The sequence below is a fragment of the Providencia lanzhouensis genome (assembly GCF_050469745.1).
Lineage (GTDB): Bacteria > Pseudomonadota > Gammaproteobacteria > Enterobacterales > Enterobacteriaceae > Providencia > Providencia lanzhouensis.
In genome coordinates, this window is record NZ_CP174123.1 from 3,940,989 (window position 1) to 3,966,642 (window position 25,654).

Genomic DNA, 25,654 nt, shown 5'->3' on the forward strand with positions numbered 1-25,654 from the left:
TGACGAAAAATTAGGTTATCTCAAGGAGCATACATTGAGTATGTGACTTGGGTAACCGAGCTCAGCCAACGCACCTATCACGCGAAAAGTGACGAAAAATTAGGTTATCCCAAGTAGCATACATTGAGTATGTGACTTGGGTAATCTTAAGAAACTGACACCCCTAGAGCGTGAAAGGGGAAGGATAATTAGCTGGCGCTAGAAATCTTCTTCATATCCGTCATATACCCCCGTAAAGTCTTACCGATCTTCTCGATAGGATGATTACGGATAGCTTCGTTGATATCACGTAATTGCGCGTTATCTGTTCCATTATCTGCAACTGGTTTCGCTAAATCACCGGCTTGTAACTTGGTCATAAACTCTTTCAGCATTGGAACTGCTGCAAATGAGAACAGATAGTTACCGTACTCTGCAGTATCAGAGATAACGACGTTCATTTCATATAAACGCTTACGTGCGATTGTGTTAGCAATCAGTGGCAGCTCATGCAGTGATTCATAGTATGCTGACTCTTCTAAGATACCCGCTTCTAACATGGTATCGAACGCTAACTCAACACCCGCTTTAACCATCGCAACTAACAGAACACCGTGGTCAAAATACTCTTGCTCTGCGATTTTACCTGCAAACTCTGGGTAATTTTCAAAAGACGATTTACCGGTCTCTTCACGCCATGTCAGCAAGTTTTTATCATTGTTCGCCCAGTCAGCCATCATTGTTGATGAAAACTCACCAGAAATAATATCATCCATATGTTTTTGGAACAGTGGTGCTAAGATGGTTTTCAGTTGCTCTGATAATGCATAAGCACGGATTTTCGCTGGGTTAGATAAGCGATCCATCATCAGGGTGATGCCGCCCTGCTTCAGTGCCTCAGTGATTGTTTCCCAACCAAACTGAATTAATTTCCCTGCATAGCCTGGCTCTACGCCATCAGCAACCATTTTGTCATAGCTCAGTAACGCACCTGCTTGCAACATACCACACAGAATAGTTTGCTCACCCATTAAGTCAGACTTAACTTCAGCAACGAAAGAGGATTCCAAAACACCCGCACGATGGCCGCCAGTCGCTGCAGCCCATGCTTTCGCAATTGCCATCCCCTCGCCTTTCGGGTCATTTTCAGGATGAACTGCGATCAATGTTGGAACACCGAAACCACGCTTATATTCTTCACGAACTTCGGTACCAGGGCATTTTGGTGCAACCATCACAACCGTGATGTCTTTACGGATTTCTTCACCCACTTCAACGATGTTAAAACCATGAGAATAACCCAGCGCAGCGCCTTGTTTCATCATTGGCTGAACAGCACGAACAACAGTGGAGTGTTGTTTGTCTGGCGTTAAGTTAACAATTAAATCTGCATCAGGGATCAGTTCTTCATAAGTCCCAACTTTGAAACCGTTTTCTGTCGCCTTACGCCATGATGCACGTTTCTCGTTGATTGCTTCTGGACGCAGCGCATAAGCGATATCTAAGCCAGAATCGCGCATGTTCAAACCTTGGTTCAGACCTTGAGCACCACAACCGACGATGACGATTTTTTTACCTTTCAGATAGCCAGCTTCATCCGCAAATTCTTCGCGTTTCATGAAACGACATTTGCCTAATTGCGCTAACTGCTCACGTAAATTCAATGTATTAAAATAATTCGCCATGGTCTTACTCCATTATTCGGTCAGTGTTCTGTTGTGTTCGTATTATCAGGCAACTTCGTTACCTGTTGCTCATTATTGAGCAGTTATGGATTTACTATATGCGATGATGAGCATTGCTTAAATTGATATATTAACAATATAATGTTGCAATATTTGCAACGATAATCAAGGTATCATCAGAGGGCAAAATGGATATTCGTGAACTACAACTGTTTTTGCACTTAGCAGAAAGCTGCCACTTTGGTCGAACGTCAAAGGCCATGCATGTCAGCCCATCCACACTATCAAGACAAATTCAGCGTTTAGAAGATCAATTGGGTCATCCTCTGTTCATCCGTGATAACCGTTCGGTAAAACTGACCCAAGCAGGTGAGCACCTCAAGCAATTTGCCCAGCAAACGCTGCTGCAATATCAGCAACTAAAACATGCTCTCAACCAGCAAAGTCCATCATTAAGCGGTGAATTACGCCTATTTTGCTCAGTCACCGCCGCGTATAGTCATTTACCTCAAGTACTTGATAAATTTCGTGCTTTGCATCCGCTCGTTGAAATAAAACTCACTACAGGCGATGCCGCAGATGCCGTTGAAAAAGTCGAAACCAAAGAAGCAGATTTAGGCATCGCAGGTAAACCTGAAAAATTGCCCGATAACGTGAGATTCGCCAAAATTGGGGAAATTCCCCTAGTGCTTATTGCCCCATCACTGCCTTGTGCGGTACGGAGTATGGTGACTGAAGCCGAGCCTGATTGGTCCACGGTGCCTTTCATTCTTCCTGAACATGGACCTTCTCGTAAACGTATTGAATTATGGTTTAAACGCCATCGCATCCATAACCCAGTGATTTACGCGACTGTTTCAGGTCATGAAGCTATTGTTTCTATGGTGGCATTGGGCTGCGGTATTGCATTGATACCGAGTGTCGTCGTCGATAATAGCCCCGAGCCTGTTCGTAGCCGTGTCTCTCAACTCGATAATATTTCGATGGTAGAACCATTTGAACTTGGCGTTTGCCTTCTCAGCAAACGCCTAAGTGAGCCATTAATTAAGGCATTCTGGGAATTGCTCCCAGAACACTCAATCTAATGTTTTTCTGCTATCTTGAGGCGCTAAGAAGAAACGGAAGGATGGATTCCCTGTTTCATCATGATATTCATACCCTAGCGCATCAAGGTGGCGATCAAAGCGTACTTCTGGACCCGAAAGCTCAAAGGCCGCCAGCACTCGCCCATAGTCCGTTCCATGACTACGATAATGAAATAGCGTGATATTCCAGTGAGTTCCTAGTGTTTCTAAGAACTTCAATAACGCCCCTGGAGATTCAGGAAACTCAAAACTATACAGCTTTTCATCCAATGGCTTCGATGGGCGCCCACCAATCATATAGCGCACATGCAACTTCGCCATTTCATCATCCGATAAATCAGCGACTTCATAACCATTATTTTGCAGCCCTTGAATAATGTCGTGCCGCTCTTGCTCACCACCATTTAAGCGAACACCCACAAAAATGCAGGCACGCTCTGGGTCAGCATCTGTATAACGATAATTAAACTCAGTGATTGAGCGGTTACCAAGCAATTGGCAGAATCGCAAAAAACTACCTTTCTGTTCAGGAATAGTCACCGCAAGCAGCGCTTCTCGTTGTTCACCTAATTCGCAACGCTCGGAGACATAACGTAAACCATGGAAGTTCATGTTTGCACCTGACAAAATATGCGCCAGCCTTTCACCTTTAATGTTATGTTGCTGAACATATTTTTTTAGTCCCGCCAACGCTAACGCCCCCGACGGTTCTGCAATCGCTCTCACATCTTCAAAAATATCCTTCAGTGCCGCACAAATAGCATCACTATCTACGGTGATCACATCATCGACATACTGCTGGCATAGGCGAAAGGTTTCGTCACCAATGCGTTTCACAGCAACGCCTTCCGCAAATAAACCAACACGAGGGAGATCAACAGGATGACCAGCCTCTAATGCCGCTTTTAAACAGGCTGCATCTTCAGCTTCTACACCGATAATCTTAATTTCAGGCATCAACTGTTTGATTAATACAGCGACACCGGCAATCAATCCACCGCCCCCAACAGGCACAAAAATACGGTCGAGGTGCGCATCCTGCTGAAGGAGTTCTAGTGCAATAGTTGCTTGACCGGCTATCACTGACGGATGATCAAATGGCGGCACAAAGGTATATCCTTCACGTTTTGCCATCTCAATTGCGTGAGCTTTTGCTTCATCAAAATTTGCGCCGTATAAAATGGCTTCTCCACCAAAGCTGCGAACAGCATCCACTTTGATATCTGCGGTTGCCACTGGCATAACAATTTTGGCCTTAATTCCGACACGATTAGCCGACAACGCTACGCCCTGCGCATGATTCCCCGCGGATGCAGTGACAACACCTTTGGCTTTTTGCTCTTCGGTCAAGCCCGCAATCATGGCGTAAGCGCCACGTAATTTAAAACTGTGTACTGGCTGCCTATCTTCACGTTTGACTAAAATCGTATTACCCAGACGTGAAGAGAGCTTGCTCATTTCTTGTAGCGGCGTCACTTGTGCTGCTTCATAAACAGGCGCACTAAGCGCCGCTTTGAGATAATCGGCACCTGTCGGTGCCGCAGGTAATGGTTTTGCGGCTGCCACAATTAGCCTCCTAATTTAGACTTATCGCGTACAGCACCTTTATCCGCACTCGTCGCCAAAGAAGCATAAGCACGCAAAGCGAAAGAAACCTCACGCTGACGATTACGCGGAGTATAGGCTTTATCTCCGCGCGCTAATTCTGCTTCGCGACGTTTTGCTAACTCACTGTCGTTAACATCTAGGGACATGGTACGCTTTGGAATATTGATATCGATAATATCCCCATCTTGTACCAACGCCAGTAACCCGCCACTTGCTGCTTCAGGAGAGATATGCCCGATTGATAAACCTGAACTTCCTCCTGAGAAACGCCCATCAGTGATCAGTGCACAATCTTTACCTAATCCCATCGATTTCAGATAAGAAGTTGGGTACAACATTTCTTGCATACCTGGTCCGCCTTTAGGACCTTCATAACGGATAACAACAACATCGCCGGCAACAACTTTTCCACCTAAGATAGCCTCTACCGCATCATCTTGGCTTTCAAACACTTTTGCAGGTCCACGGAAAGTTAAGCTACCTTCATCAACCCCTGCCGTTTTCACGATACAGCCATCTTCGGCGATATTGCCAGCAAGTACCGCCAAACCACCGTCCAAGCTATAAGCATGCTCAAGATTGCGGATACAACCATTTTCACGGTCAGTATCTAGCGATGGCCAACGGCAATTTTGAGAAAATGCTTGAGTGGTACGAATACCCGCAGGTCCCGCTGAAAACATAGATCTTACAGATTCATCCTTCGTCAACATAACATCGTACTGAGCTAATGTTTCTGGTAATGAAAGACCTAGAATATTCTTCACATCTTCCTGCAATAAACCTGCACGGCTCAGCTCCCCAAGAATACCAATCACACCACCAGCACGGTGTACATCTTCCATATGATATTTTTGTGTGCTTGGTGCAACTTTACATAAATGAGGGACTTGACGAGATAAGCGGTCAATATCATCCATGGTGAAATCTACTTCTGCTTCTTGTGCAGCTGCCAGTAAATGCAGAACAGTATTTGTAGAGCCTCCCATCGCAATATCTAATGTCATCGCATTTTCAAATGCAGCCTTTGTCGCGATATTACGCGGTAATGCGCTTTCATCATTCTGTTCGTAATAACGTTTAGTCAGCTCAACAATTCGCTTACCTGCATTGATAAATAACGTTTTACGATCAGCGTGAGTCGCAAGTAATGAACCATTTCCTGGCTGAGAAAGACCCAATGCTTCGGTTAAACAGTTCATTGAATTCGCAGTGAACATCCCTGAGCATGACCCACATGTTGGACATGCTGAACGTTCAATTTTTTCACTATCTTCATCACTGACATTTGGATTCGCGCCTTGGATCATCGCATCCACAAGGTCAAGTTTGATGATTTGATCTGAAAGCTTGGTTTTTCCTGCTTCCATTGGTCCACCGGAAACAAAAATCACGGGAATATTCAGGCGCAAGGATGCCATTAACATACCTGGGGTGATTTTGTCACAGTTGGAAATACATACCATGGCATCTGCGCAGTGCGCATTCACCATATATTCTACTGAGTCTGCTATCAGTTCACGGGAAGGTAAGGAATACAGCATACCACCATGTCCCATTGCAATCCCATCATCCACTGCAATAGTGTTAAACTCTTTCGCGACGCCGCCCGCTTGTTCGATTTGTTCTGCGACGAGCTTGCCTAAATCACGTAAGTGCACATGACCAGGAACAAACTGAGTAAATGAGTTTACAACGGCAATAATTGGCTTCCCAAAATCATCATCGGTCATACCTGTCGCGCGCCATAATGCTCGCGCTCCTGCCATATTACGGCCATGAGTGGTTGTTGCTGAACGGTACTTAGGCATATCTTAACTCCCGAGTTTTAAAACAGGCGGGGAACGACCGCCTGTAATTTTTAATATTTAATTATTGAGGGTTTACTGGATCTAACCAGCCCCATTTGTCTTCTGTTGTACCGTTAAATAAGCCAAAGAATGCTTGCTGAATTTTCTTCGTCACAGGGCCACAACGACCGATACCAACTTGGATACCATCAACACTGCGAACTGGCGTGATTTCAGCTGCGGTTCCTGTCATAAAGACTTCATCCGCTAAGTACAGAGATTCACGAGACAACGTTTGTTCACGCACTTCAATTCCCATATCTTTTGCTAATGTCAAAATGGCATCACGGGTGATCCCTGGTAACGCTGATGACGTAAATGGCGGGGTATACAAAATGCCATCTTTCACTTCAAAGATATTCTCGCCTGCCCCCTCAGAAAGATAACCATGAACATCCAGAGCGATACCTTCTTGGTAGCCATGGCGGCGCGCTTCGCTACCAACCAGTAATGAAGACAGGTAGTTACCACCTGCTTTTGCACCAGTAGGGATAGTATTCGGTGCAACACGATTCCATGAAGAGACCATTGCATCAATTCCTTGGTCTAATGCCTCTTCACCTAAATATGCTCCCCATGGGAATGCCGCTAAAATAACATCAGTACTGTAGCCATCTGGTGGATTCACCCCCATGCCCACATCACCAATGAAAACTAATGGACGAATATAGGCGCTGACTAAGTTATTTTTACGTAGAGTTGCACGACAAGCTTCCATTAACTCATCAACGCTGTAGCTGACAGGCATACGGTAAATTTTCGCAGAATCATGTAAACGCTGCATGTGTTCACGATGACGGAAAACCACAGGTCCCTTGTGTGAATCATAGCAACGGACGCCTTCAAATACGGAAGTTCCGTAATGCAGAGCGTGAGACATTACATGAACTTTAGCATCTGCCCATGGCGTCATTTCACCGTTAAACCAAATAAAGTCAGCTTTCTTAGTCATTTTATCTATTCCTTACATTGCACTTTGTGTGCGTAATAGTCGCGATTCTTGTTGTTTTATTTCAACTTCAGTGATGTCAGCCAACTTCGTTAACTGTGCACATAACTGTGCCAACGGTCTCTGGCTGCTGACAGTTAGTTCGATACTTACATTATCACTATCTGATAATTGATCCACATTCATAGAACTAATCCGAAATCCACGATGGCGAGTTACTCGCAAAATACGCTCTAAAACCTCGGGGCGGAAACGGGCTAATATCGAGAGTTGATGTTGCATCATAACGGTTTCTCCATCATTTTTTCGTTACTAGCCCCTGGTGGAACCAATGGCCAGACATTTTCTAATTCATTAATTGATACCTGTAATAAAAACGCGCCCTCACTTGTCAGTAGCTCATCGAGTGCTGCGTCCACTTCTGATTTACATGTAATACGGCGACCTTGAATGCCAAAAGCGCTCGCTAATGCAACAAAATCTGGATTGTCAGTCAAAATGGTTTCACTGTAGCGTTGCTCAAAAAACAGCTCTTGCCATTGACGAACCATTCCTAATCGTTGGTTATCTAACAATAAAATCTTAACGGGTAATTGCTTACGTTTGATAGTTCCCAGCTCTTGCACGTTCATCATGAAAGATCCATCGCCAGATACACAAACAACGGTATCTTCAGGGCGAGCAACTTGAGCTCCCACCGCTGCGGGGATCCCAAAACCCATCGTTCCTAACCCGCTTGACGTTAAAAAATTCTCTGGTCCATCAACAACAATATGCTGAGCAGACCACATTTGGTGCTGACCAACATCTGTTGTAACAACAGTATTGGGTTTCATTTTGTCTGACAGCTGTTTCAGCAATAATGGGGCGTAGATTGGTTCGCCGGGGTGGTCATAGCGCCAGCCAAACTCGTGCTTGAGTTGTTGAACCTCTTCCTGCCAACTTGTGATATTTTTTGTCACCATCAATTGAGGCAATAGCGCTTTCGCATCCCCCAATAGTGCTACATGGGTTTGACGTAATTTATCCAACTCAACGTGATCAATGTCGATATGAATAACTTTCGCATTAGGAGCAAAAGTGTTTAATTTACCTGTAACTCTATCGTCAAAACGCGCACCAACCGCGATGAGTAAATCACAACGTTGCACTGAAATATTGGCAGCTTTTGTACCGTGCATCCCCAACATGCCTAGATAGTTTTTATCTGCTGGATGTACTGCACCTAAACCTTTCAAGGTGACAACTGACGGAATCTTTGTGTGTTCTATAAAGGCTCTTAATTCAGTTACAGCCCCTGACATTCCGACTCCACCACCAATGTATAACATCGGTTTTTCTGACTGTTCCAACAGCGTTCTTGCTTGTTGGATTGCATCCTCAGAAGTCGAATCTTGTTGCTCTACAGGCATTAAATAGGGCGATAAATCTGCACATTGCAGCTGAATATCTTTCGGAATATCAATCAGTACTGGTCCGGGACGCCCACTATTTGCGATTGCGAAAGCTTCAGCAAGAATACGAGGTAAGTCCTCTATGGATTCCACCAAAAAACTATGTTTTGTACAGGCCAAAGATAATCCTAAAACATCAATTTCCTGAAAGGCATCTGTACCAATAAACTCTGAAGCTACCTGCCCGGTGATAGCAACAACAGGGACGGAGTCAAGCAATGCATCAGCCAATCCTGTAATCACGTTTGTTGCTCCAGGACCTGAAGTCGCAATACAAACACCTGTTTTTCCTGTCGAACGAGCATAGCCGATGGCAGCGATAACTGCGCCTTGCTCATGGCGACACAGCAAATGCTCCACACCACCATCGTACAACGCGTCATAAACAGGCATGATAGCGCCACCTGGATATCCAAAAACAGTATCAACGCCTTGTGTCCTTAATGCTTGAACTAACCACTGTGCTCCGTTCATGTTTATCACCTATCTGCCTTTTTATTTACTTGTATTTATTATGTTTTTATTATCTTTGTTGGTTTGCATAAATTTTATGTCAAAAAAAACCCCGCGCCTTTCGGTGCGGGGTTCTCGTAAGATTTAGCTATTATTTCAGCTTTCGTCGTCCAAGTGCAGCCCCGCACGGTGGGATAATAATCACCACCACGCTAATAATTAGGCTAATCACTTGGATGAATTTGTTCATGTGTTTAATCTTTTCAACTTTAATCGTTATCTTTATTAAAGAACTATCATTTTAAAATTACTTTGACAACTCTTATTTATTTTTTTAATGATTAAGTTTTTTATTTCATTTAAATTCAATGAATTACAATTAAATCAGACTAAACAACTATTAATAAAGCAAAAAACTAGCGATTAGCAATAATATTTGCCCATGATTTAGCTCAATTCTCTATCTCTGATTTAGCGAAATGTACGCCATCAAGCCTATCCAAAAAATTAACCTCACTTAACCAATTTGCTGTTGAAACTATTGTTATTCAAAAAACAAAATGAATGTAACTAGCTAAGTTAAAGGCTTCAAAGCGCATCGAAAAAAAATGAAACACCCATGCAATTAAACAATTTAATTATCGAGTCGCTTCGCAAATATGAAAATCACAATAGAAAAACACGTCTGATTCACAACAGAATATTATGCTAGTCAATCAAAGAGGTGATTTATGACGTTAGCTATTGTTTACACGCGAGCATCTATTGGATTAGACGCTCCTCTTGTGACCGTTGAAGCTCATATTAGTAATGGACTACCGGGGTTAACTCTAGTTGGATTACCAGAAACCGCAGTTAAAGAAGCGCGAGATAGGGTACGGAGTGCTATGGTCAATAGTGGCTTTGAATATCCAGTAAAAAAGATGACGGTAAACTTAGCGCCAGCAGATTTGCCTAAAGAAAGTGGTCGTTATGATTTAGCTATTGCGATTGCAATACTGGCGGCATCTGGACAAATTCCTGATCAGTTATTGGAGCACCATGAGTTTCTTGGTGAATTAGCGCTCTCTGGAGATATACGTTATGTCAACGGCGGGATCCCTGCCGCTCAAGCAGCAATAATCCAAAACAGACAATTAATTCTATCGAAAGATAATCAATATCAACTCAGTTTATTAGCAGATAGTAGCGTCTGTTTTGCCGCATCTTTACTGGAACTTTGTCATTACTTGCATCAAAAAAGTACACTATCGAGGAATCAACAAGTTATTCAACATGCTTATCCCTCTGACCATGAAAATGATATTCGCGATATCATAGGTCAAGAGCAAGGAAAGCGAGCATTAGAAATCAGCGCAGCAGGTGGACACAATTTATTACTGCTAGGTCCTCCTGGTACAGGTAAAACTATGTTAGCTCACAGGTTGATAACTTTACTCCCGCCCTTAACGCCTCAAGAAGCACTGGAAGTCACAGCATTACATAGCCTTAGCCAAACCATGGAAACCATAAATAAGTGGCCTACACGACCATTTAGATGCCCTCACCACAATACATCAATGACCGCTTTGATTGGTGGTGGCTCCTTACCTAAGCCAGGAGAGATATCCCTCGCCCATCACGGCATATTGTTTCTAGATGAATTACCTGAATTCACACGCTCCGTATTAGACTCTTTACGAGAACCGCTAGAATCTCATCAAATTGTCATTTCAAGAGCAAAAGCTAAGGTGTGTTTCCCTGCTAACTTCCAATTAATCGCGGCCCTTAACCCTAGCCCCACTGGGCATTACCAAGGAGAAATGAGTCGTACCTCTCCAGCGAAAGTACTACGATACTTATCACGCATTTCAGGACCATTCTTAGACAGGTTTGATCTCTCTATTGAGATCCCTCTACTCCCTCTAGGTACTTTAAGTCAACAAACGCACCAAGGCGAAGCTAGCAAACAAATTCGCTTACGAGTTATTGAAGCAAGAAACCAACAAATCAATCGAGCGGGGAAAATTAATAGTCAGCTAACAGCAAGTGAAACAACAAAAACCTGCCTACTGGCTGCTGAAGATGCACTATTCTTAGAGAATGCACTTATTAAACTAGGGCTATCTATCCGCGCTTGGCACAGGATTCTTAGAGTTTCGCGAACAATTGCAGATCTTAGCTATTCACCGAATATACAACGTGAACATTTACTAGAGGCGCTAGGGTATCGGGCAATGGATAAGTTATTGCTTCATTTGCAAAAACAAGTAAGCTGAAGGAATTAAGACAAAAGTTAATGCTTAGACATAAACAACAAAAGGGACCTAAGTCCCTATTTGTTTTAATGCTTATACTGTTTTAATACTAATGAAATTAATCATCCGTATCAGTATAGTCTTCTGATGGATCTATCTGTGGCTTACCACCCGATAGTGTGTGGAAGCGCTTTGGACGGTTAATTCTGCTAGAATATTTCACCCATACTTTTTCTTCAAGGGTTGTAGGTTCGCGCTCTCCACGGCAAACAGCGACGAATAATTTTTCTTCTTCTGTTTGCGCTGCGCGTTTTCCTGTATCAAGCTCATTGAAAGCTTGACCATGACGTTCTAGCAACTGAGCTTCTTTGATGGTGAAATCACCATGACGAGAAAAGCCACGTGGGTAATGTTTATTATCAAAAAAACGATTAGTCGTGATGAAGCTATCTGCCATCTGACACACTCCTAACTGATTACGGTCAACTCTATATGGCGCGGAGTATTAGACAGCATTGACAATCTGTAAAACAAAACATTTGAATCATCACGACAAAAATTATTGGAGATGCGTGTGGACAGCGAGTTATTAAGAACTTTTTTAGAAGTTAGTAGAACCAGACACTTCGGCAGAGCCGCAGAATCTCTCTACTTAACGCAGTCTGCCGTTAGCTTTCGTATCAGACAGTTAGAAACCCAATTAGGTACAAGTCTATTCACACGACACCGAAATAATATTCGTTTAACTGCTGCTGGAGAACGTTTAGTTCCTTATGCCGAATCTCTAATGAATACATGGCTTCAAGCCAAAAAAGAGATATCACACGCATCCCAGCATACAGAGCTGTCTATCGGCGCTACTTCATCATTATGGGAAAGTTATCTCACTGGTTGGTTGGAAGTTTTATATAACCAACATGATGAGCTACGATTAGAAGCTCGCGTATCTACACGTCAATCACTCGTAAAACAGTTACACTCTAGAGAATTAGACTTACTGATAGCGATCGAGCCGCCAAAAATGGATGAATTTGAAAGTACCATCATTGGTTCTATTCAACTTCAATTAATGGCATCCCAAAAGAATATAGCCCTTACTCAGTATAATTTTATCAAGCTAGAATGGGGGGCTGATTTTCATCCCAAGAATGAACCAACGCTACTTCAAGATGATTCCCCTATAATGATTACGACGTCCGCAGAAATTACGCGTCAATTGTTGCCTGTATCGCTTTCAGCGGCATTTTTACCAACACATTGGCTCCAACATTATCCAACGTTAAAAACACTCTCAAATAACGTTATTACTAAGCCTTTATATGCAATTTGGCTGAAAAAAAATGATCAGCAAGTTCTAATTAATCAACTTATTAAAACACCAATACCAAACACCCAATAGACATTAGAGAATTCAAAACAGGGCGAACTGTCGCCCTTTTTTATTGCTATGTTTTATCACTTAGATGGAATATTTAAAGGTAGATAGGTAGGATAAGTGCTAGGAAATTTTATAGTTAGGAAGAAATGAAGGGATACAAAAAGAAAAACCCGATTAATATAATCGGGTTATCAATAGATACTTCTTTTATTATTACTTAATTGGTAACTGGCAGGGGCGGAGAGACTCGAACTCCCAACACCCGGTTTTGGAGACCGGTGCTCTACCAATTGAACTACGCCCCTAAATTAAGTGGCGGAACGGACGGGACTCGAACCCGCGACCCCCTGCGTGACAGGCAGGTATTCTAACCAACTGAACTACCGCTCCACTTATTCTTTTTGCCTTTCAGCAACTTATTGCTTCGCAATAAGCTTTAATTTAATGTCTGGCAGCTCCCTACTCTCACATGGGGAGACCCCACACTACCATCGGCGCTACGGCGTTTCACTACTGAGTTCGGCATGGGGTCAGGTGGGACCACCGCGCTATTGCCGCCAGACAAATTCTGTTTATTCCCGTCTAAGTTTTCTCTTAAACCAGAATATCAATCCTGAACAAGCTGTGTGTCTACCTTCCGGATTCTCACTTTCTTTGAAAATCAACTTAATCTCTCATCTCGAAAACACCTTCGGTGTTGTCAGGTTAAGCCTCACGGTTCATTAGTATTGGTTAGCTCAACGTATCGCTACGCTTACACACCCAACCTATCAACGTCTTAGTCTTAAACGTTCCTTTAGGACCCTTAAAGAGTCAGGGAAGACTCATCTCAAGGCAAGTTTCCCGCTTAGATGCTTTCAGCGGTTATCTCTTCCGCACTTAGCTACCGGGCAATGCCATTGGCATGACAACCCGAACACCAGTGGTGCGTCCACTCCGGTCCTCTCGTACTAGGAGCAGCCCCTTTCAATCTTCCAACGCCCACGGCAGATAGGGACCGAACTGTCTCACGACGTTCTAAACCCAGCTCGCGTACCACTTTAAACGGCGAACAGCCGTACCCTTGGGACCTACTTCAGCCCCAGGATGTGATGAGCCGACATCGAGGTGCCAAACACCGCCGTCGATATGAACTCTTGGGCGGTATCAGCCTGTTATCCCCGGAGTACCTTTTATCCGTTGAGCGATGGCCCTTCCATACAGAACCACCGGATCACTAAGACCTACTTTCGTACCTGCTCGAGCCGTCACTCTCGCAGTCAAGCTGGCTTATGCCTTTGCACTAACCGCATGATGTCCGACCATGCTTAGCCAACCTTCGTGCTCCTCCGTTACTCTTTGGGAGGAGACCGCCCCAGTCAAACTACCCACCAGACACTGTCCGCACCCCGGATTACGGGGCTACGTTAGAACATCAAACATTAAAGGGTGGTATTTCAAGGTTGGCTCCACGCAGACTGGCGTCCACGCTTCAAAGCCTCCCACCTATCCTACACATCAAGGCTCAATGTTCAGTGTCAAGCTATAGTAAAGGTTCACGGGGTCTTTCCGTCTTGCCGCGGGTACACTGCATCTTCACAGCGAGTTCAATTTCACTGAGTCTCGGGTGGAGACAGCCTGGCCATCATTACGCCATTCGTGCAGGTCGGAACTTACCCGACAAGGAATTTCGCTACCTTAGGACCGTTATAGTTACGGCCGCCGTTTACTGGGGCTTCGATCAAGAGCTTCTCCTTACGGATAACCCCATCAATTAACCTTCCAGCACCGGGCAGGCGTCACACCGTATACGTCCACTTTCGTGTTTGCACAGTGCTGTGTTTTTAATAAACAGTTGCAGCCAGCTGGTATCTGCGACTGGCTTCAGCTCCATGAGTAAATCACTTCACCTAATGCCAGCGTGCCTTCTCCCGAAGTTACGGCACCATTTTGCCTAGTTCCTTCACCCGAGTTCTCTCAAGCGCCTGAGTATTCTCTACCTGACCACCTGTGTCGGTTTGGGGTACGATTAATGATAATCTAGAGCTTAGAGGCTTTTCCTGGAAGCGGGGTATGAGCTACTTCGCCACCGTAGTGACTCGTCATCAGACCTCAGCATATAGTGAACCGGATTTGCCTAATTCACCTGCCTACATCCTTAAACCGGGACAACCGTCGCCCGGCCAGCCTAACCTTCTCCGTCCCCCCATCGCAATTATCACCAGTACGGGAATATTAACCCGTTTCCCATCGACTACGCATTTCTGCCTCGCCTTAGGGGTCGACTCACCCTGCCCCGATTAACGTTGGACAGGAACCCTTGGTCTTCCGGCGTGCGGGTTTTTCACCCGCATTATCGTTACTTATGTCAGCATTCGCACTTCTGATACCTCCAGCAACCCTCACAGGTCACCTTCACAGGCTTACAGAACGCTCCCCTACCCAACAATATTTACATATCGCTGCCGCAGCTTCGGTGCATAGTTTAGCCCCGTTACATCTTCCGCGCAGGCCGACTCGACCAGTGAGCTATTACGCTTTCTTTAAATGATGGCTGCTTCTAAGCCAACATCCTGGCTGTCTGAGCCTTCCCACTTCGTTTCCCACTTAACTATGACTTTGGGACCTTAGCTGGCGGTCTGGGTTGTTTCCCTCTTCACGACGAACGTTAGCACCCGCCGTGTGTCTCCCGTGATAACATTCTTCGGTATTCGTAGTTTGCATCGAGTTGGTAAGTCGGGATGACCCCCTAGTCGAAACAGTGCTCTACCCCCGAAGATGAGTTCACGAGGCGCTACCTAAATAGCTTTCGGGGAGAACCAGCTATCTCCCGGTTTGATTGGCCTTTCACCCCCAGCCACAAGTCATCCGCTAATTTTTCAACATTAGTCGGTTCGGTCCTCCAGTTAGTGTTACCCAACCTTCAACCTGCCCATGGCTAGATCACCGGGTTTCGGGTCTATACCCTGCAACTCATTCGCCCAGTTAAGACTCGGTTTCCCTACGGCTCCCCTATACGGTTAACCTTGCTACAGAATATAAGTCGCTGACCCATTATACAAAAGGTACGCAGTCACACCATAAAGGTGCTCCCACTGCTTGTACGTACACGGTTTCAGGTTCTATTTCACTCCCCTCGCCGGGGTTCTTTTCGCCTTTCCCTCACGGTACTGGTTCACTATCGGTCAATCAGGAGTATTTAGCCTTGGAGGATGGTCCCCCCATATTCAGACAGGATAACACGTGTCCCGCCCTACTCGTCGAGTTCACAACACCAACACCTTCGGATACGGGGCTATCACCCTTTACTGCCGGCCTTTCCAGACCGTTCTCCTGATGCTAATGCTGATTAAGACTCTGGGCTGCTCCCCGTTCGCTCGCCGCTACTAGGGGAATCTCGGTTGATTTCTTTTCCTCGAGGTACTGAGATGTTTCAGTTCCCTCGGTTCGCTTCGTTTGACTATGTATTCATCAAACGATAGTGCAACGAATTGCACTGGGTTTCCCCATTCGGAAATCGTCGGTTATAACGGTTCATATCACCTTACCGACGCTTATCGCAGATTAGCACGTCCTTCATCGCCTCTGATTGCCTAGGCATCCACCGTGTACGCTTAGTCGCTTAACCTCACAACCCGAAGGTGTCTTTACCAACTGACCCGACGGCCAGTTGAACACATTCAAGTTGAGATTTTTGAGAGACTCTCACATTGTTTAAGCGATAAACAATGTGCGTTGTTTTCAATTTTCAGCTTGTTCCAGATTGTTAAAGAGCATAATTGTTAAACCAACTACAACGTAATTGGCTTAATCATTATTTGTGGGGAACGTCTTTCACTCATTCTCCGCGCAATTGGCGTCCCCTAGGGGATTCGAACCCCTGTTACCGCCGTGAAAGGGCGGTGTCCTAGGCCTCTAGACGAAGGGGACACTACAGTCAGCTTCGCAGACGCGCTTTTTGCTCTACTTTCTATCAGACAATCTGTGTGAGCACTTCACAAAAACACTTCAATGGTAAGGAGGTGATCCAACCGCAGGTTCCCCTACGGTTACCTTGTTACGACTTCACCCCAGTCATGAATCACAAAGTGGTAAGCGCCCTCCCGAAGGTTAAGCTACCTACTTCTTTTGCAACCCACTCCCATGGTGTGACGGGCGGTGTGTACAAGGCCCGGGAACGTATTCACCGTAGCATTCTGATCTACGATTACTAGCGATTCCGACTTCATGGAGTCGAGTTGCAGACTCCAATCCGGACTACGACGTACTTTATGAGTTCCGCTTGCTCTCGCGAGGTCGCTTCTCTTTGTATACGCCATTGTAGCACGTGTGTAGCCCTACTCGTAAGGGCCATGATGACTTGACGTCATCCCCACCTTCCTCCGGTTTATCACCGGCAGTCTCCTTTGAGTTCCCGACCGAATCGCTGGCAACAAAGGATAAGGGTTGCGCTCGTTGCGGGACTTAACCCAACATTTCACAACACGAGCTGACGACAGCCATGCAGCACCTGTCTCAGAGTTCCCGAAGGCACTAAAGCATCTCTGCTAAATTCTCTGGATGTCAAGAGTAGGTAAGGTTCTTCGCGTTGCATCGAATTAAACCACATGCTCCACCGCTTGTGCGGGCCCCCGTCAATTCATTTGAGTTTTAACCTTGCGGCCGTACTCCCCAGGCGGTCGATTTAACGCGTTAGCTCCGGAAGCCACTCCTCTAGGGAACAACCTCCAAATCGACATCGTTTACAGCGTGGACTACCAGGGTATCTAATCCTGTTTGCTCCCCACGCTTTCGCACCTGAGCGTCAGTCTTTGTCCAGGGGGCCGCCTTCGCCACCGGTATTCCTCCACATCTCTACGCATTTCACCGCTACACATGGAATTCTACCCCCCTCTACAAGACTCTAGCTGACCAGTCTTAGATGCCATTCCCAGGTTAAGCCCGGGGATTTCACATCTAACTTAATCAACCGCCTGCGTGCGCTTTACGCCCAGTAATTCCGATTAACGCTTGCACCCTCCGTATTACCGCGGCTGCTGGCACGGAGTTAGCCGGTGCTTCTTCTGTTGGTAACGTCAATCGCTGATGATATTAGCATCAACGCCTTCCTCCCAACTGAAAGTACTTTACAACCCTAAGGCCTTCTTCATACACGCGGCATGGCTGCATCAGGCTTGCGCCCATTGTGCAATATTCCCCACTGCTGCCTCCCGTAGGAGTCTGGGCCGTGTCTCAGTCCCAGTGTGGCTGATCATCCTCTCAGACCAGCTAGGGATCGTCGCCTTGGTGAGCCATTACCTCACCAACTAGCTAATCCCATATGGGTTCATCCGATAGCGCAAGGACCGAAGTTCCCCTGCTTTGCTCCTGAGAGATTATGCGGTATTAGCTACCGTTTCCAGTAGTTATCCCCCTCTATCGGGCAGATCCCCATACATTACTCACCCGTCCGCCGCTCGTCAGCGAGAAGCAAGCTTCCCCTGTTACCGCTCGACTTGCATGTGTTAGGCCTGCCGCCAGCGTTCAATCTGAGCCATGATCAAACTCTTCAATTAAAAAGCTTGATGCTCAAAGAATGTTACTGTCGTTTGATTTCCGAAGAAACCAAATTACCTATTAGTTCATATATATGAATTAACGTGTTAGTCACTCTTCAAGACTTAAAATCAAATATTTTTTTGATAGTGCCCTGTGAGTGCCCACACAGATTGTCTGATAAATTGTTAAAGAGCGGTGCGACTTAATCTTTTGATTATCGACTTTAGGTCGTTGTCGCGAGGTGTCGTATACTACGTTTTTTATTTAGAAAGTCAAGCGATTATTTTCAACTATTTTCTTTCTTCACCTCTGTTATCACGGGGCTTCGAGGTTTTCTTCGAGCCGGTTTGTCGTGACAACGGATGCGCATTATAGGGAGCTCGAAAAATTACACAACCTTTTTTTTAAAAAAAAATACCGTTTGCAGATAATTTCATCATTATGCTTTTTTTACTATCACTATGATTATAAAAACAGCTATTTTGCCGTATAATTCTATTCATATTGTCCTCTCTTAATTATTTGATTCTTAATTAAGAGCTTCCTTATAGTTACCTTTATATCCATCTACGTTTTATGGCTACGAATATGAATACATCTTTAAGACATTATTTAGAAACCTTCCCTTCTGTCGCTGCAAATGTTTTTATTGACCCATCTTCTGTCGTCATTGGAGATGTTCGCTTAGCCGAAGATGTAAGCATCTGGCCACTATCCGTACTACGTGGTGATGTAAATTATATCTCTATAGGTGCACGGACAAATATTCAGGATGGCTCAGTGCTACATGTCACCCATAAATCCGCCAGCAATCCTGATGGAAATCCATTAATTATTGGAGAAGATGTCACTGTTGGACATAAAGTCATGCTGCACGGATGCACGATAGGTAATCGTGTTCTTGTCGGCATGGGATCTATTGTGATTGATGGAGCTATTATTGAAGATGATGTTGTGATCGGCGCTAACAGCCTCGTCACTCAGGGAAAAAGATTGGAGTCTGGTTACTTATATATGGGAAGCCCAGCCAAGGCGATACGAAAGCTCACCGAAGCTGAACTTGGCCATTTACGTTATTCGGCTAATAATTATGTTGAGTGGAAAAATAACTATTTATCGTCCAGCAATTCATAGAAGCCATTCTCATTATCGAGTCCTTGTTCAATCAAGGTCTCGAACTCTTCTTCTATATCCCAACGATAATGTTGAAAAAGCGCCAATGGTGTTTCATTCTGACCATATCGTTTAATAAGTAAGGTTTGTGAAATAACGCACTCTGACAGTAGTCCATTGACTAAAACAGGGAACCGTACCTTATTAATAGCCGAGTCCCATACTTCCCTATCTGGAAATTGAATCGCCTGATTCATTATTCAAGTTCCTTTTTTAACTCTTTTAATACTGGCTCAATCTCTGGTACCACCCCATGCCAAAGTTTAAAGGCAAATGCAGCTTGCCCAACCAGCATACCTAAGCCATCAGCTAGCTTATTCACTTGGTGTTGCTTAGCAAATAACAAAAAAGGTGTTAAACCTCGTTGATAAAACATGTCATAGCATGCGGTTTGTTGAGAAAATAATTCAGGGCTGATTTTAGGGATCTCGCCAGTCACCCCAGAAGAAGTACCATTTATGATTAGATCAAATTCTGCTGAAATGAGCTGTGCCATTGGTCTACTCTGTATTTTCCCAAGAGCCGAAAAATGGTGAGATAAAGATTCTGCTTTTATAAAGGTTCGGTTAGTCAATGTAATATCGCAGCCGTACTCAAGTAGAGGTAATAGAGCACCACGAGTTGCGCCACCAGCTCCAATAACCAATATTTTGCTTGAAGGCGACACAAACCCAAGACGCTGTAGATCAAGCAACAATCCCACACCATCAGTATTGTCACCCAACAAGCGATGATTATCGAGTTTTCTAATCGTATTGACGGCACCACAGATTTGAGCTCTTTCTGTCAACTCTGATACGAATTGAAAAGCCCTTTCTTTAAACGGCAATGTAATGTTTGCACCCTGCCCGCCTTTTTCGAAAAAATCTGATAAATAGACTTCGAAATCTTCTACGGGAGCAAGTATTTTCTGGTATTCAAGATCAATGCCTGTCTGCTTAGCAAACATTTGATGTATTGAAGGTGATTTACTGTGTTGAATCGGGTTACCAAAAACTGCAAACATTCCCATTAATCATTATCCTTTACGATATAATTGCCCAGTCATAGCATCACGAATTTCTGATGGATTTAATCTTCCACCAACAACACCATCAAGAACAGGGATTGTGTCTTTAAACTGCACGATTACTTCTTCTGTAGTTCGACATGGTTCCAATCCACTCAAATTTGCACTCGTTGATACGATTGGCTTGCCATATTCCCTGCAAAGCGCTTTCACTAATTCATGGTTTGTCACACGAACAGCTAAAGTGTCAAATTGCCCCGTCAACCATTTTGGTGTCGTTTTCTTTGCAGGGATCACCCAGGTGACAGGTCCCGGCCATGTAGCAAACATTGCTTGGCGCTGCTGTTCGTTTAGCTGGCTGTCATCGACATAATTTTTGAGCTGTTCATAATTATCAGCAATCAAAATTAACCCTTTTTCCCAAGGGCGCAGCTTCAATTCAAGTAATTTATTTACCGCAACTTCACTATCAGGATCACATCCTAAGCCAAAAACGGCTTCTGTTGGATAAGCGATAACTTGTTGTTGTTTCAATGCTTCAATAATATTTTTAATTGCAGGTGTAGATTGATTTTGCATAGTTTTAACTCATAGTTCTTCTTGTAACTGACCGCAGCGTTTGCTGGCACAGAACAATCTTACTCCCTGTCCAACCTTTTTTTCCATAAGTAATGGGTATTCACAAGACTGACATTTTCCCACTACAGGCTTATTATTCAGGATAAACTGACAGTTAGGATAGTTATCGCAAGCATAAAAAGTTTTACCAAAACGGGATTTTCTTTGTAGTAAATTACCTGTTTGGCATTGAGGACAAGGAACCTTGGTTTCATCCGGTTTATCGATGAGCTCTGTATGTTCGCATTCAGGATAGTGGCTACAGCCAATAAACATCCCAAAACGCCCTTGTTTTAACACCAAATCATATCCGCATTTAGGACAGCTTTGACCTTCCAATACTTTGACAATGTGAGTCTCAGCAACAGCTCTTAATGGCTTAATATAATGACATTGAGGGTAACCAGAGCACGCTAAAAAAGGCCCATGAGCTCCGTTTCGAATAACCAGCAAAGAGTTACATTCAGGACAGTATTCATTTTTATCTGTATCAAAAGGCAATTGCTTCGACATGTTTTTGTTTAATCCACTCTTTTCTTCAACGACTAGTTTACTCTGAGATATCCACCAGCCACAGATATAACTGCACCACCTATCTCCAGTTCAGTTAAGGCTGAAATTACTTGCGTGATAGGTAACTGTAATTCAGTCGCGATGATATCTGCAGGGATCGGTTGGTACCCTACCATACCTAAAATCCGACTTTCTGTCAGATTTAACTCTGGCTGCACAGAGGTTTCAATCTCCAATTTTGGTTGTATCCAATTTGGTGAGCATTCTAGATGTAATAATATGTCCTCGGGTTCTACCAGCAGGTATGCCCCTTGCTGTATCAACCAATGATTACCACTAAATGCTGAGTTACCTAATGGTGCCGGTAGTGTAAATAGATCTCGATTTTGTTCAATTGCATATCGGGCTGTAATCAATGATCCACTTTTCATACCCGCTTCGATAACCAATACCACTTTGCTTAACCCACTAATGATACGGTTCCTTCGAGGAAACTGTTTTGCTAATGGAGGAGTATCAGGAAAATACTCTGAAACTAATACCCCTTCAGACCTAATTCGTTCTGCTAGATCAAAGTGTTGTTTTGGATAAATATGGGAAAGTCCACTTCCTAATACTGCGACTGTCTTTCCTTGGTTTTCTATTGCAGTTCTATGACTGATACCATCAATACCGAGAGCCAAACCACTGGTGATCGTCAATTTGTAATTTATAAATTTTCGAACAAAAGCTTCCGTCCATTTCTTACCATATGCAGTAACTTGCCGGCTTCCTATGATGGCAATTTGCTTTTCAGATAATAATTCACTTCGTCCCGACACAAACAGTAATAAAGGAGGGTTATATATCTGCTTTAATAAAAAAGGATATTGCGCATCCAAAAATGTAATTAATTGATTTTCTTTGACTTCCAACCATTTCAAAGTTGAATCAATGCGCTTTAAAGGGACATTTAGGAATTGCAATCGTTGCATTTCATTCAGCCCACAGGCTTTTAATACTGTATGGCTTACTTTATCCACTTGTTTTAATTGAGATACTATCTTTGGTGCTGTTTTTATCCCAACCCGGCTAACTTGCGAAAGCCTTAGCCATATTTCCTGTTCATTCATTTTGTCTTCCTGACAGTAAGTTAGCACATTTGGAAACGAACAAATCATAACCAATACTGTCAATATGACTGATAAATGTCTAGAATAGACGGTAATTACCTTTCAAATTTTGGAAACTACTCGAAAAATTTATGTCAGTCTTAAACGTGTTACATTATCCAGACGAGCGCCTTCGCACCGTTGCAAAACCAGTTGAAAAAGTTGATGCATCTATCCAGCGTATTATTGATGATATGTTCGATACGATGTATGACGAGGAAGGCATTGGGCTCGCAGCAACGCAAGTGGATATCCACCAGCGCATCATTGTTATTGACGTTTCTGAATCACGTAATGAGCGCCTTGTACTTATCAATCCTGAGCTTCTTAATAAAGAAGGTGAAACAGGTATAGAAGAAGGCTGCCTATCAATCCCTGAACAGCTAGGATTTGTACCAAGGGCGGAGAAAGTGAAAGTTCGTGCTCTTGATTATAACGGTACATCATTTGAACTGGAAGCTGATGGTCTACTGGCTATCTGTATTCAACATGAAATGGACCATTTAGTTGGAAAACTATTCGTTGATTACTTATCACCGTTGAAGCGCCAACGTATCCGCCAAAAAGTAGAAAAACTTGATAGACTGAGAGCTAAAGAAGCTAAAAATCGTTGATTTGATAATAAGTTAGTCTTTATTACTATAAATGGGAAAGGATCGTGTCAGAACCATTAAGAATTATTTTTGCAGGTACGCCTGATTTCGCAGCTAAACATTTGGCTGCATTGTTAGAAACCAATCATAACGTTGTTGGTGTATTAACTCGTCACGATAAACCTGCAGGCAGAGGCAAAAAGCTAACACCTAGCCCAGTGAAAATCCTTGCGGAAGAACATGGAATACCTGTTTTCCAGCCCGTTACTTTACGTGATCCAGACAATCAACAATGGATCAAAGATCAAAATGCTGATCTGATGATTGTCGTTGCTTATGGTTTGATCCTGCCACAAGCCGTTTTGGATATTCCCCGTTTAGGCTGTTTGAATGTTCATGGTTCATTGTTACCACGCTGGAGAGGCGCAGCTCCGATTCAACGATCCATTTGGGCAGGTGACAATGAAACTGGTGTCACGATCATGCAGATGGATGCCGGTCTTGATACTGGAGATATGTTATATAAAGCCACTTGCCCGATTACGGCTGAAGATACGAGTGCGACTTTATATGAAAAGCTGGCGATGACAGGGCCTAAAGCGCTCATTCATACAGTAGATTTACTCTCTTCGGGCCATTGTTCCCCAGAAAAACAAGATGATTCACTCGCCAATTACGCTGAAAAATTATCTAAAGATGAAGCGCGAATTGATTGGCAACTACCTGCTGAACACATTGAACGGTGTATTCGTGCCTTTAACCCTTGGCCAATGAGTTATTTCATGGTGCAAGAGCAATTAATCAAAGTATGGCAAGCGGAAGTCATCGCTCAAGCACATAATCGGCGCCCAGGTACTATTATCAGTGCCGATAAAAAAGGTATCAGTGTTGCAACTGGCAATGGGGTATTAAATATTACTCAGCTACAGCCACCTGGTAAAAAAGCGATGAGTGCGCAAGATATCCTTAACTCCCGCCGCGAATGGTTCATACCTGAGCAATTGCTAGACTAATATATTGGTAGCATTACCTGAAAGAGCAGAATCCGGTAATGCTACTTAAATAACTAATAGACTCTCTTTCAATTATGAAAAACAAATATAATTTGCGTAGTATCGCTGCGACCGCCATTAGTCAGGTTTTAGATAACGGACAATCGTTAAGTACCGTTTTACCTGATCTTCAACGTAATATTAATGATAAAGATAAAGCACTACTGCAAGAAATTTGCTTCGGTGTTTTACGTTATCTACCAAAGCTCGAATGGTTTATTAGCCAGCTTATGGAAAAACCGCTAACAGGTAAGCAAAGAACTTTACATTACCTCATCATGGTTGGGATCTACCAATTGCTCTATACACGCATCCCTGCACATGCAGCTTTAGCAGAAACCGTGGATGGTGCTGTTGCATTAAAGCGCCCACAATTGAAAGGTCTAATAAATGGAGTACTACGATCTTTTCAGCGTCAGCAAGTTCAGTTAGAAGAGCGCAATACAAATAACAACAGCCAATATTTACATCCTAGTTGGTTATTAAAACGCATTCAAACTGCCTACCCTGATAACTGGGAAAATATCGTTGATGCCAATAATCAACGTCCGCCAATGTGGTTGAGAGTTAATTCTCAACATCATACTGCCGCGCAATATTTAGAGTTACTCGAACAAGCGGAAATTACAGCACACTTGCACCCATCCCATCCAAGTGCAATTCGCTTAGAAGAAGCGGCTCCCGTTACCGGTTTACCTGGTTTTGAAGATGGCTGGTCTACAGTGCAAGATGTTTCTGCGCAAGGCTGTGCTGAATTACTCTCTCCAGTTAATGGCGAGAATATTCTCGACTTATGTGCCGCTCCGGGCGGAAAAACAACACATATTTTAGAACTAGCCCCTAAGGCCCATGTTCTCGCTGTAGACATTGATGAATCACGGCTCAAGCGAGTGAAAGAAAATCTGCAAAGATTGAAGCAACAAGCTATTGTTATTCAAGGGGATGGTACGAAACCTGAAGAGTGGGCGAAAGATCAACAATTTGATCGTATTTTGCTGGATGCTCCGTGTTCTGCAACGGGAGTTATTAGGCGCCACCCTGATATTAAATGGCTAAGGCGCGATTCAGATATTCAAGAGCTATCTCAGCTACAGGCTCAAATCTTAGAGGCTGTATGGCCATACTTAAAACCTGGCGGCACATTAGTGTATGCCACATGCTCCATCATGCCTGAAGAAAATAGCCAGCAGATTCAGCATTTCCTCTCTAAACATACTGATGCAAGTATGAATGATGGTACAGAATTAGGCTTACAAATATTACCAAGCGCAACTGGGGGCGATGGTTTCTTTTACGCCCGCTTACTCAAGCACGTACAGTAATATTTAACAAAGACTCTGAGATAGGAAG

20 protein-coding genes, 3 tRNA genes and 3 rRNA genes are annotated in these 25,654 nt (G+C 43.9%); 7 read left to right on the forward strand and 19 right to left on the reverse strand.

Annotated features, from left to right (window positions below; genetic code table 11):
* Positions 1–188 precede the first annotated feature (188 nt).
* A complete protein-coding gene (ilvC, locus tag ACIH2S_RS18410; RefSeq protein WP_108478777.1) occupies positions 189–1,664 on the reverse strand; it encodes a ketol-acid reductoisomerase in 1,476 nt (491 codons plus the stop codon).
* 188 nt (positions 1,665–1,852) lie between these two features.
* Between ilvC and ilvY the strand changes: the two genes are divergently transcribed.
* Complete coding sequence (gene ilvY, locus ACIH2S_RS18415; RefSeq protein WP_108478776.1) at positions 1,853–2,749, forward strand: HTH-type transcriptional activator IlvY; 897 nt, start codon at positions 1,853–1,855, stop codon at positions 2,747–2,749.
* Here ilvY and ilvA read toward each other — a convergent pair.
* From ilvA to ilvL, 6 genes are all read right to left on the reverse strand, one after another.
* Positions 2,741–4,315, reverse strand: a complete 1,575-nt coding sequence (gene ilvA / locus ACIH2S_RS18420) for a threonine ammonia-lyase, biosynthetic (protein WP_108478775.1) — start codon at positions 4,313–4,315, stop codon at positions 2,741–2,743. The genes ilvY and ilvA overlap by 9 nt on opposite strands.
* 2 nt (positions 4,316–4,317) lie before the next feature.
* Complete coding sequence (gene ilvD, locus ACIH2S_RS18425) at positions 4,318–6,168, reverse strand: dihydroxy-acid dehydratase (RefSeq protein ID WP_036948781.1); 1,851 nt, start codon at positions 6,166–6,168, stop codon at positions 4,318–4,320.
* Between the two features lie 61 nt (positions 6,169–6,229).
* Positions 6,230–7,159 (reverse strand): branched-chain amino acid transaminase, encoded by a 930-nt coding sequence (locus ACIH2S_RS18430; RefSeq protein ID WP_006658220.1) that lies wholly within the window; start codon positions 7,157–7,159, stop codon positions 6,230–6,232.
* A 12-nt stretch (positions 7,160–7,171) separates the two neighbouring features.
* The gene (ilvM, locus tag ACIH2S_RS18435; RefSeq protein ID WP_036948778.1) at positions 7,172–7,441 is read right to left on the reverse strand and encodes an acetolactate synthase 2 small subunit; all 270 of its coding nucleotides are present in this window, start codon (positions 7,439–7,441) and stop codon (positions 7,172–7,174) included.
* Positions 7,438–9,084: an acetolactate synthase 2 catalytic subunit gene (gene ilvG, locus ACIH2S_RS18440; protein WP_108478774.1), complete on the reverse strand. Its 1,647-nt coding sequence runs from the start codon at positions 9,082–9,084 to the stop codon at positions 7,438–7,440. Before ilvG ends, ilvM begins: the two co-directional genes overlap by 4 nt.
* A 130-nt stretch (positions 9,085–9,214) precedes the next feature.
* On the reverse strand, positions 9,215–9,313 hold the full coding sequence (ilvL, locus tag ACIH2S_RS18445) for an ilv operon leader peptide (RefSeq protein ID WP_108478773.1): 99 nt from the start codon (positions 9,311–9,313) through the stop codon (positions 9,215–9,217).
* 481 nt (positions 9,314–9,794) lie between these two features.
* Between ilvL and ACIH2S_RS18450 the strand changes: the two genes are divergently transcribed.
* Positions 9,795–11,321: a YifB family Mg chelatase-like AAA ATPase gene (locus ACIH2S_RS18450; RefSeq protein WP_108478772.1), complete on the forward strand. Its 1,527-nt coding sequence runs from the start codon at positions 9,795–9,797 to the stop codon at positions 11,319–11,321.
* A gap of 97 nt (positions 11,322–11,418) precedes the next feature.
* Here ACIH2S_RS18450 and ACIH2S_RS18455 read toward each other — a convergent pair whose 3' ends face one another.
* Positions 11,419–11,757 (reverse strand): DUF413 domain-containing protein, encoded by a 339-nt coding sequence (locus ACIH2S_RS18455; protein ID WP_036948772.1) that lies wholly within the window; start codon positions 11,755–11,757, stop codon positions 11,419–11,421.
* 111 nt (positions 11,758–11,868) lie between these two features.
* Here ACIH2S_RS18455 and hdfR point away from each other — a divergent pair, with 111 nt between their 5' ends.
* The gene (gene hdfR / locus ACIH2S_RS18460; RefSeq protein ID WP_108478771.1) at positions 11,869–12,699 is read left to right on the forward strand and encodes an HTH-type transcriptional regulator HdfR; all 831 of its coding nucleotides are present in this window, start codon (positions 11,869–11,871) and stop codon (positions 12,697–12,699) included.
* 208 nt (positions 12,700–12,907) lie between these two features.
* Here hdfR and ACIH2S_RS18465 read toward each other — a convergent pair.
* The 6 genes from ACIH2S_RS18465 to ACIH2S_RS18490 all read right to left on the reverse strand — a co-directional run bounded on the left by ACIH2S_RS18465 (position 12,908) and on the right by ACIH2S_RS18490 (position 18,212).
* Positions 12,908–12,983: transfer RNA gene (locus ACIH2S_RS18465), tRNA-Trp, on the reverse strand.
* Positions 12,984–12,991: 8 nt separating this feature from the next.
* Positions 12,992–13,068: transfer RNA gene (locus tag ACIH2S_RS18470), tRNA-Asp, on the reverse strand.
* A gap of 56 nt (positions 13,069–13,124) precedes the next feature.
* Positions 13,125–13,240: ribosomal RNA gene (rrf, locus tag ACIH2S_RS18475) — 5S ribosomal RNA — on the reverse strand.
* Positions 13,241–13,379: 139 nt separating this feature from the next.
* Positions 13,380–16,285 (reverse strand): 23S ribosomal RNA (locus ACIH2S_RS18480).
* A 226-nt stretch (positions 16,286–16,511) separates the two neighbouring features.
* Positions 16,512–16,587 (reverse strand) — tRNA-Glu (locus ACIH2S_RS18485).
* An 85-nt stretch (positions 16,588–16,672) separates the two neighbouring features.
* A 16S ribosomal RNA gene (locus ACIH2S_RS18490) occupies positions 16,673–18,212 on the reverse strand.
* The 16S, 23S and 5S rRNA genes sit together here with 3 tRNA genes alongside, the layout of an rRNA operon.
* 571 nt (positions 18,213–18,783) lie before the next feature.
* On the opposite strand from ACIH2S_RS18490, the gene ACIH2S_RS18495 reads away from it, so the two are divergent.
* The gene (locus ACIH2S_RS18495) at positions 18,784–19,329 is read left to right on the forward strand and encodes a gamma carbonic anhydrase family protein (RefSeq protein ID WP_036955843.1); all 546 of its coding nucleotides are present in this window, start codon (positions 18,784–18,786) and stop codon (positions 19,327–19,329) included.
* Here ACIH2S_RS18495 and ACIH2S_RS18500 read toward each other — a convergent pair.
* The 5 genes from ACIH2S_RS18500 to dprA are packed head-to-tail and all read right to left on the reverse strand — an operon-like array spanning position 19,305 to position 22,620.
* Positions 19,305–19,565, reverse strand: coding sequence for a DUF1488 domain-containing protein (locus ACIH2S_RS18500; RefSeq protein ID WP_036955850.1), 261 nt, complete (start codon positions 19,563–19,565; stop codon positions 19,305–19,307). The two genes, ACIH2S_RS18495 and ACIH2S_RS18500, sit on opposite strands and share 25 nt — an antisense overlap.
* Positions 19,565–20,380: a shikimate dehydrogenase gene (gene aroE, locus ACIH2S_RS18505; RefSeq protein WP_036955855.1), complete on the reverse strand. Its 816-nt coding sequence runs from the start codon at positions 20,378–20,380 to the stop codon at positions 19,565–19,567. The genes ACIH2S_RS18500 and aroE overlap by 1 nt, the downstream gene beginning before the upstream one ends.
* Positions 20,381–20,386: 6 nt before the next feature.
* The gene (gene tsaC, locus ACIH2S_RS18510; RefSeq protein WP_036955858.1) at positions 20,387–20,956 is read right to left on the reverse strand and encodes an L-threonylcarbamoyladenylate synthase type 1 TsaC; all 570 of its coding nucleotides are present in this window, start codon (positions 20,954–20,956) and stop codon (positions 20,387–20,389) included.
* A gap of 9 nt (positions 20,957–20,965) precedes the next feature.
* Positions 20,966–21,508: a DNA topoisomerase family protein gene (locus tag ACIH2S_RS18515; RefSeq protein WP_036955862.1), complete on the reverse strand. Its 543-nt coding sequence runs from the start codon at positions 21,506–21,508 to the stop codon at positions 20,966–20,968.
* A 32-nt stretch (positions 21,509–21,540) separates the two neighbouring features.
* Positions 21,541–22,620 (reverse strand): DNA-processing protein DprA, encoded by a 1,080-nt coding sequence (gene dprA / locus ACIH2S_RS18520; RefSeq protein ID WP_108479703.1) that lies wholly within the window; start codon positions 22,618–22,620, stop codon positions 21,541–21,543.
* A 131-nt stretch (positions 22,621–22,751) separates the two neighbouring features.
* On the opposite strand from dprA, the gene def reads away from it, so the two are divergent.
* From def to rsmB, 3 genes are all read left to right on the forward strand, one after another.
* Positions 22,752–23,273: a peptide deformylase gene (gene def / locus ACIH2S_RS18525; RefSeq protein WP_036955874.1), complete on the forward strand. Its 522-nt coding sequence runs from the start codon at positions 22,752–22,754 to the stop codon at positions 23,271–23,273.
* Between the two features lie 44 nt (positions 23,274–23,317).
* The gene (gene fmt / locus ACIH2S_RS18530) at positions 23,318–24,265 is read left to right on the forward strand and encodes a methionyl-tRNA formyltransferase (RefSeq protein WP_108479702.1); all 948 of its coding nucleotides are present in this window, start codon (positions 23,318–23,320) and stop codon (positions 24,263–24,265) included.
* 74 nt (positions 24,266–24,339) lie between these two features.
* Complete coding sequence (gene rsmB, locus ACIH2S_RS18535; protein WP_036955881.1) at positions 24,340–25,626, forward strand: 16S rRNA (cytosine(967)-C(5))-methyltransferase RsmB; 1,287 nt, start codon at positions 24,340–24,342, stop codon at positions 25,624–25,626.
* The last annotated feature ends 28 nt before the right edge of the window (positions 25,627–25,654 follow it).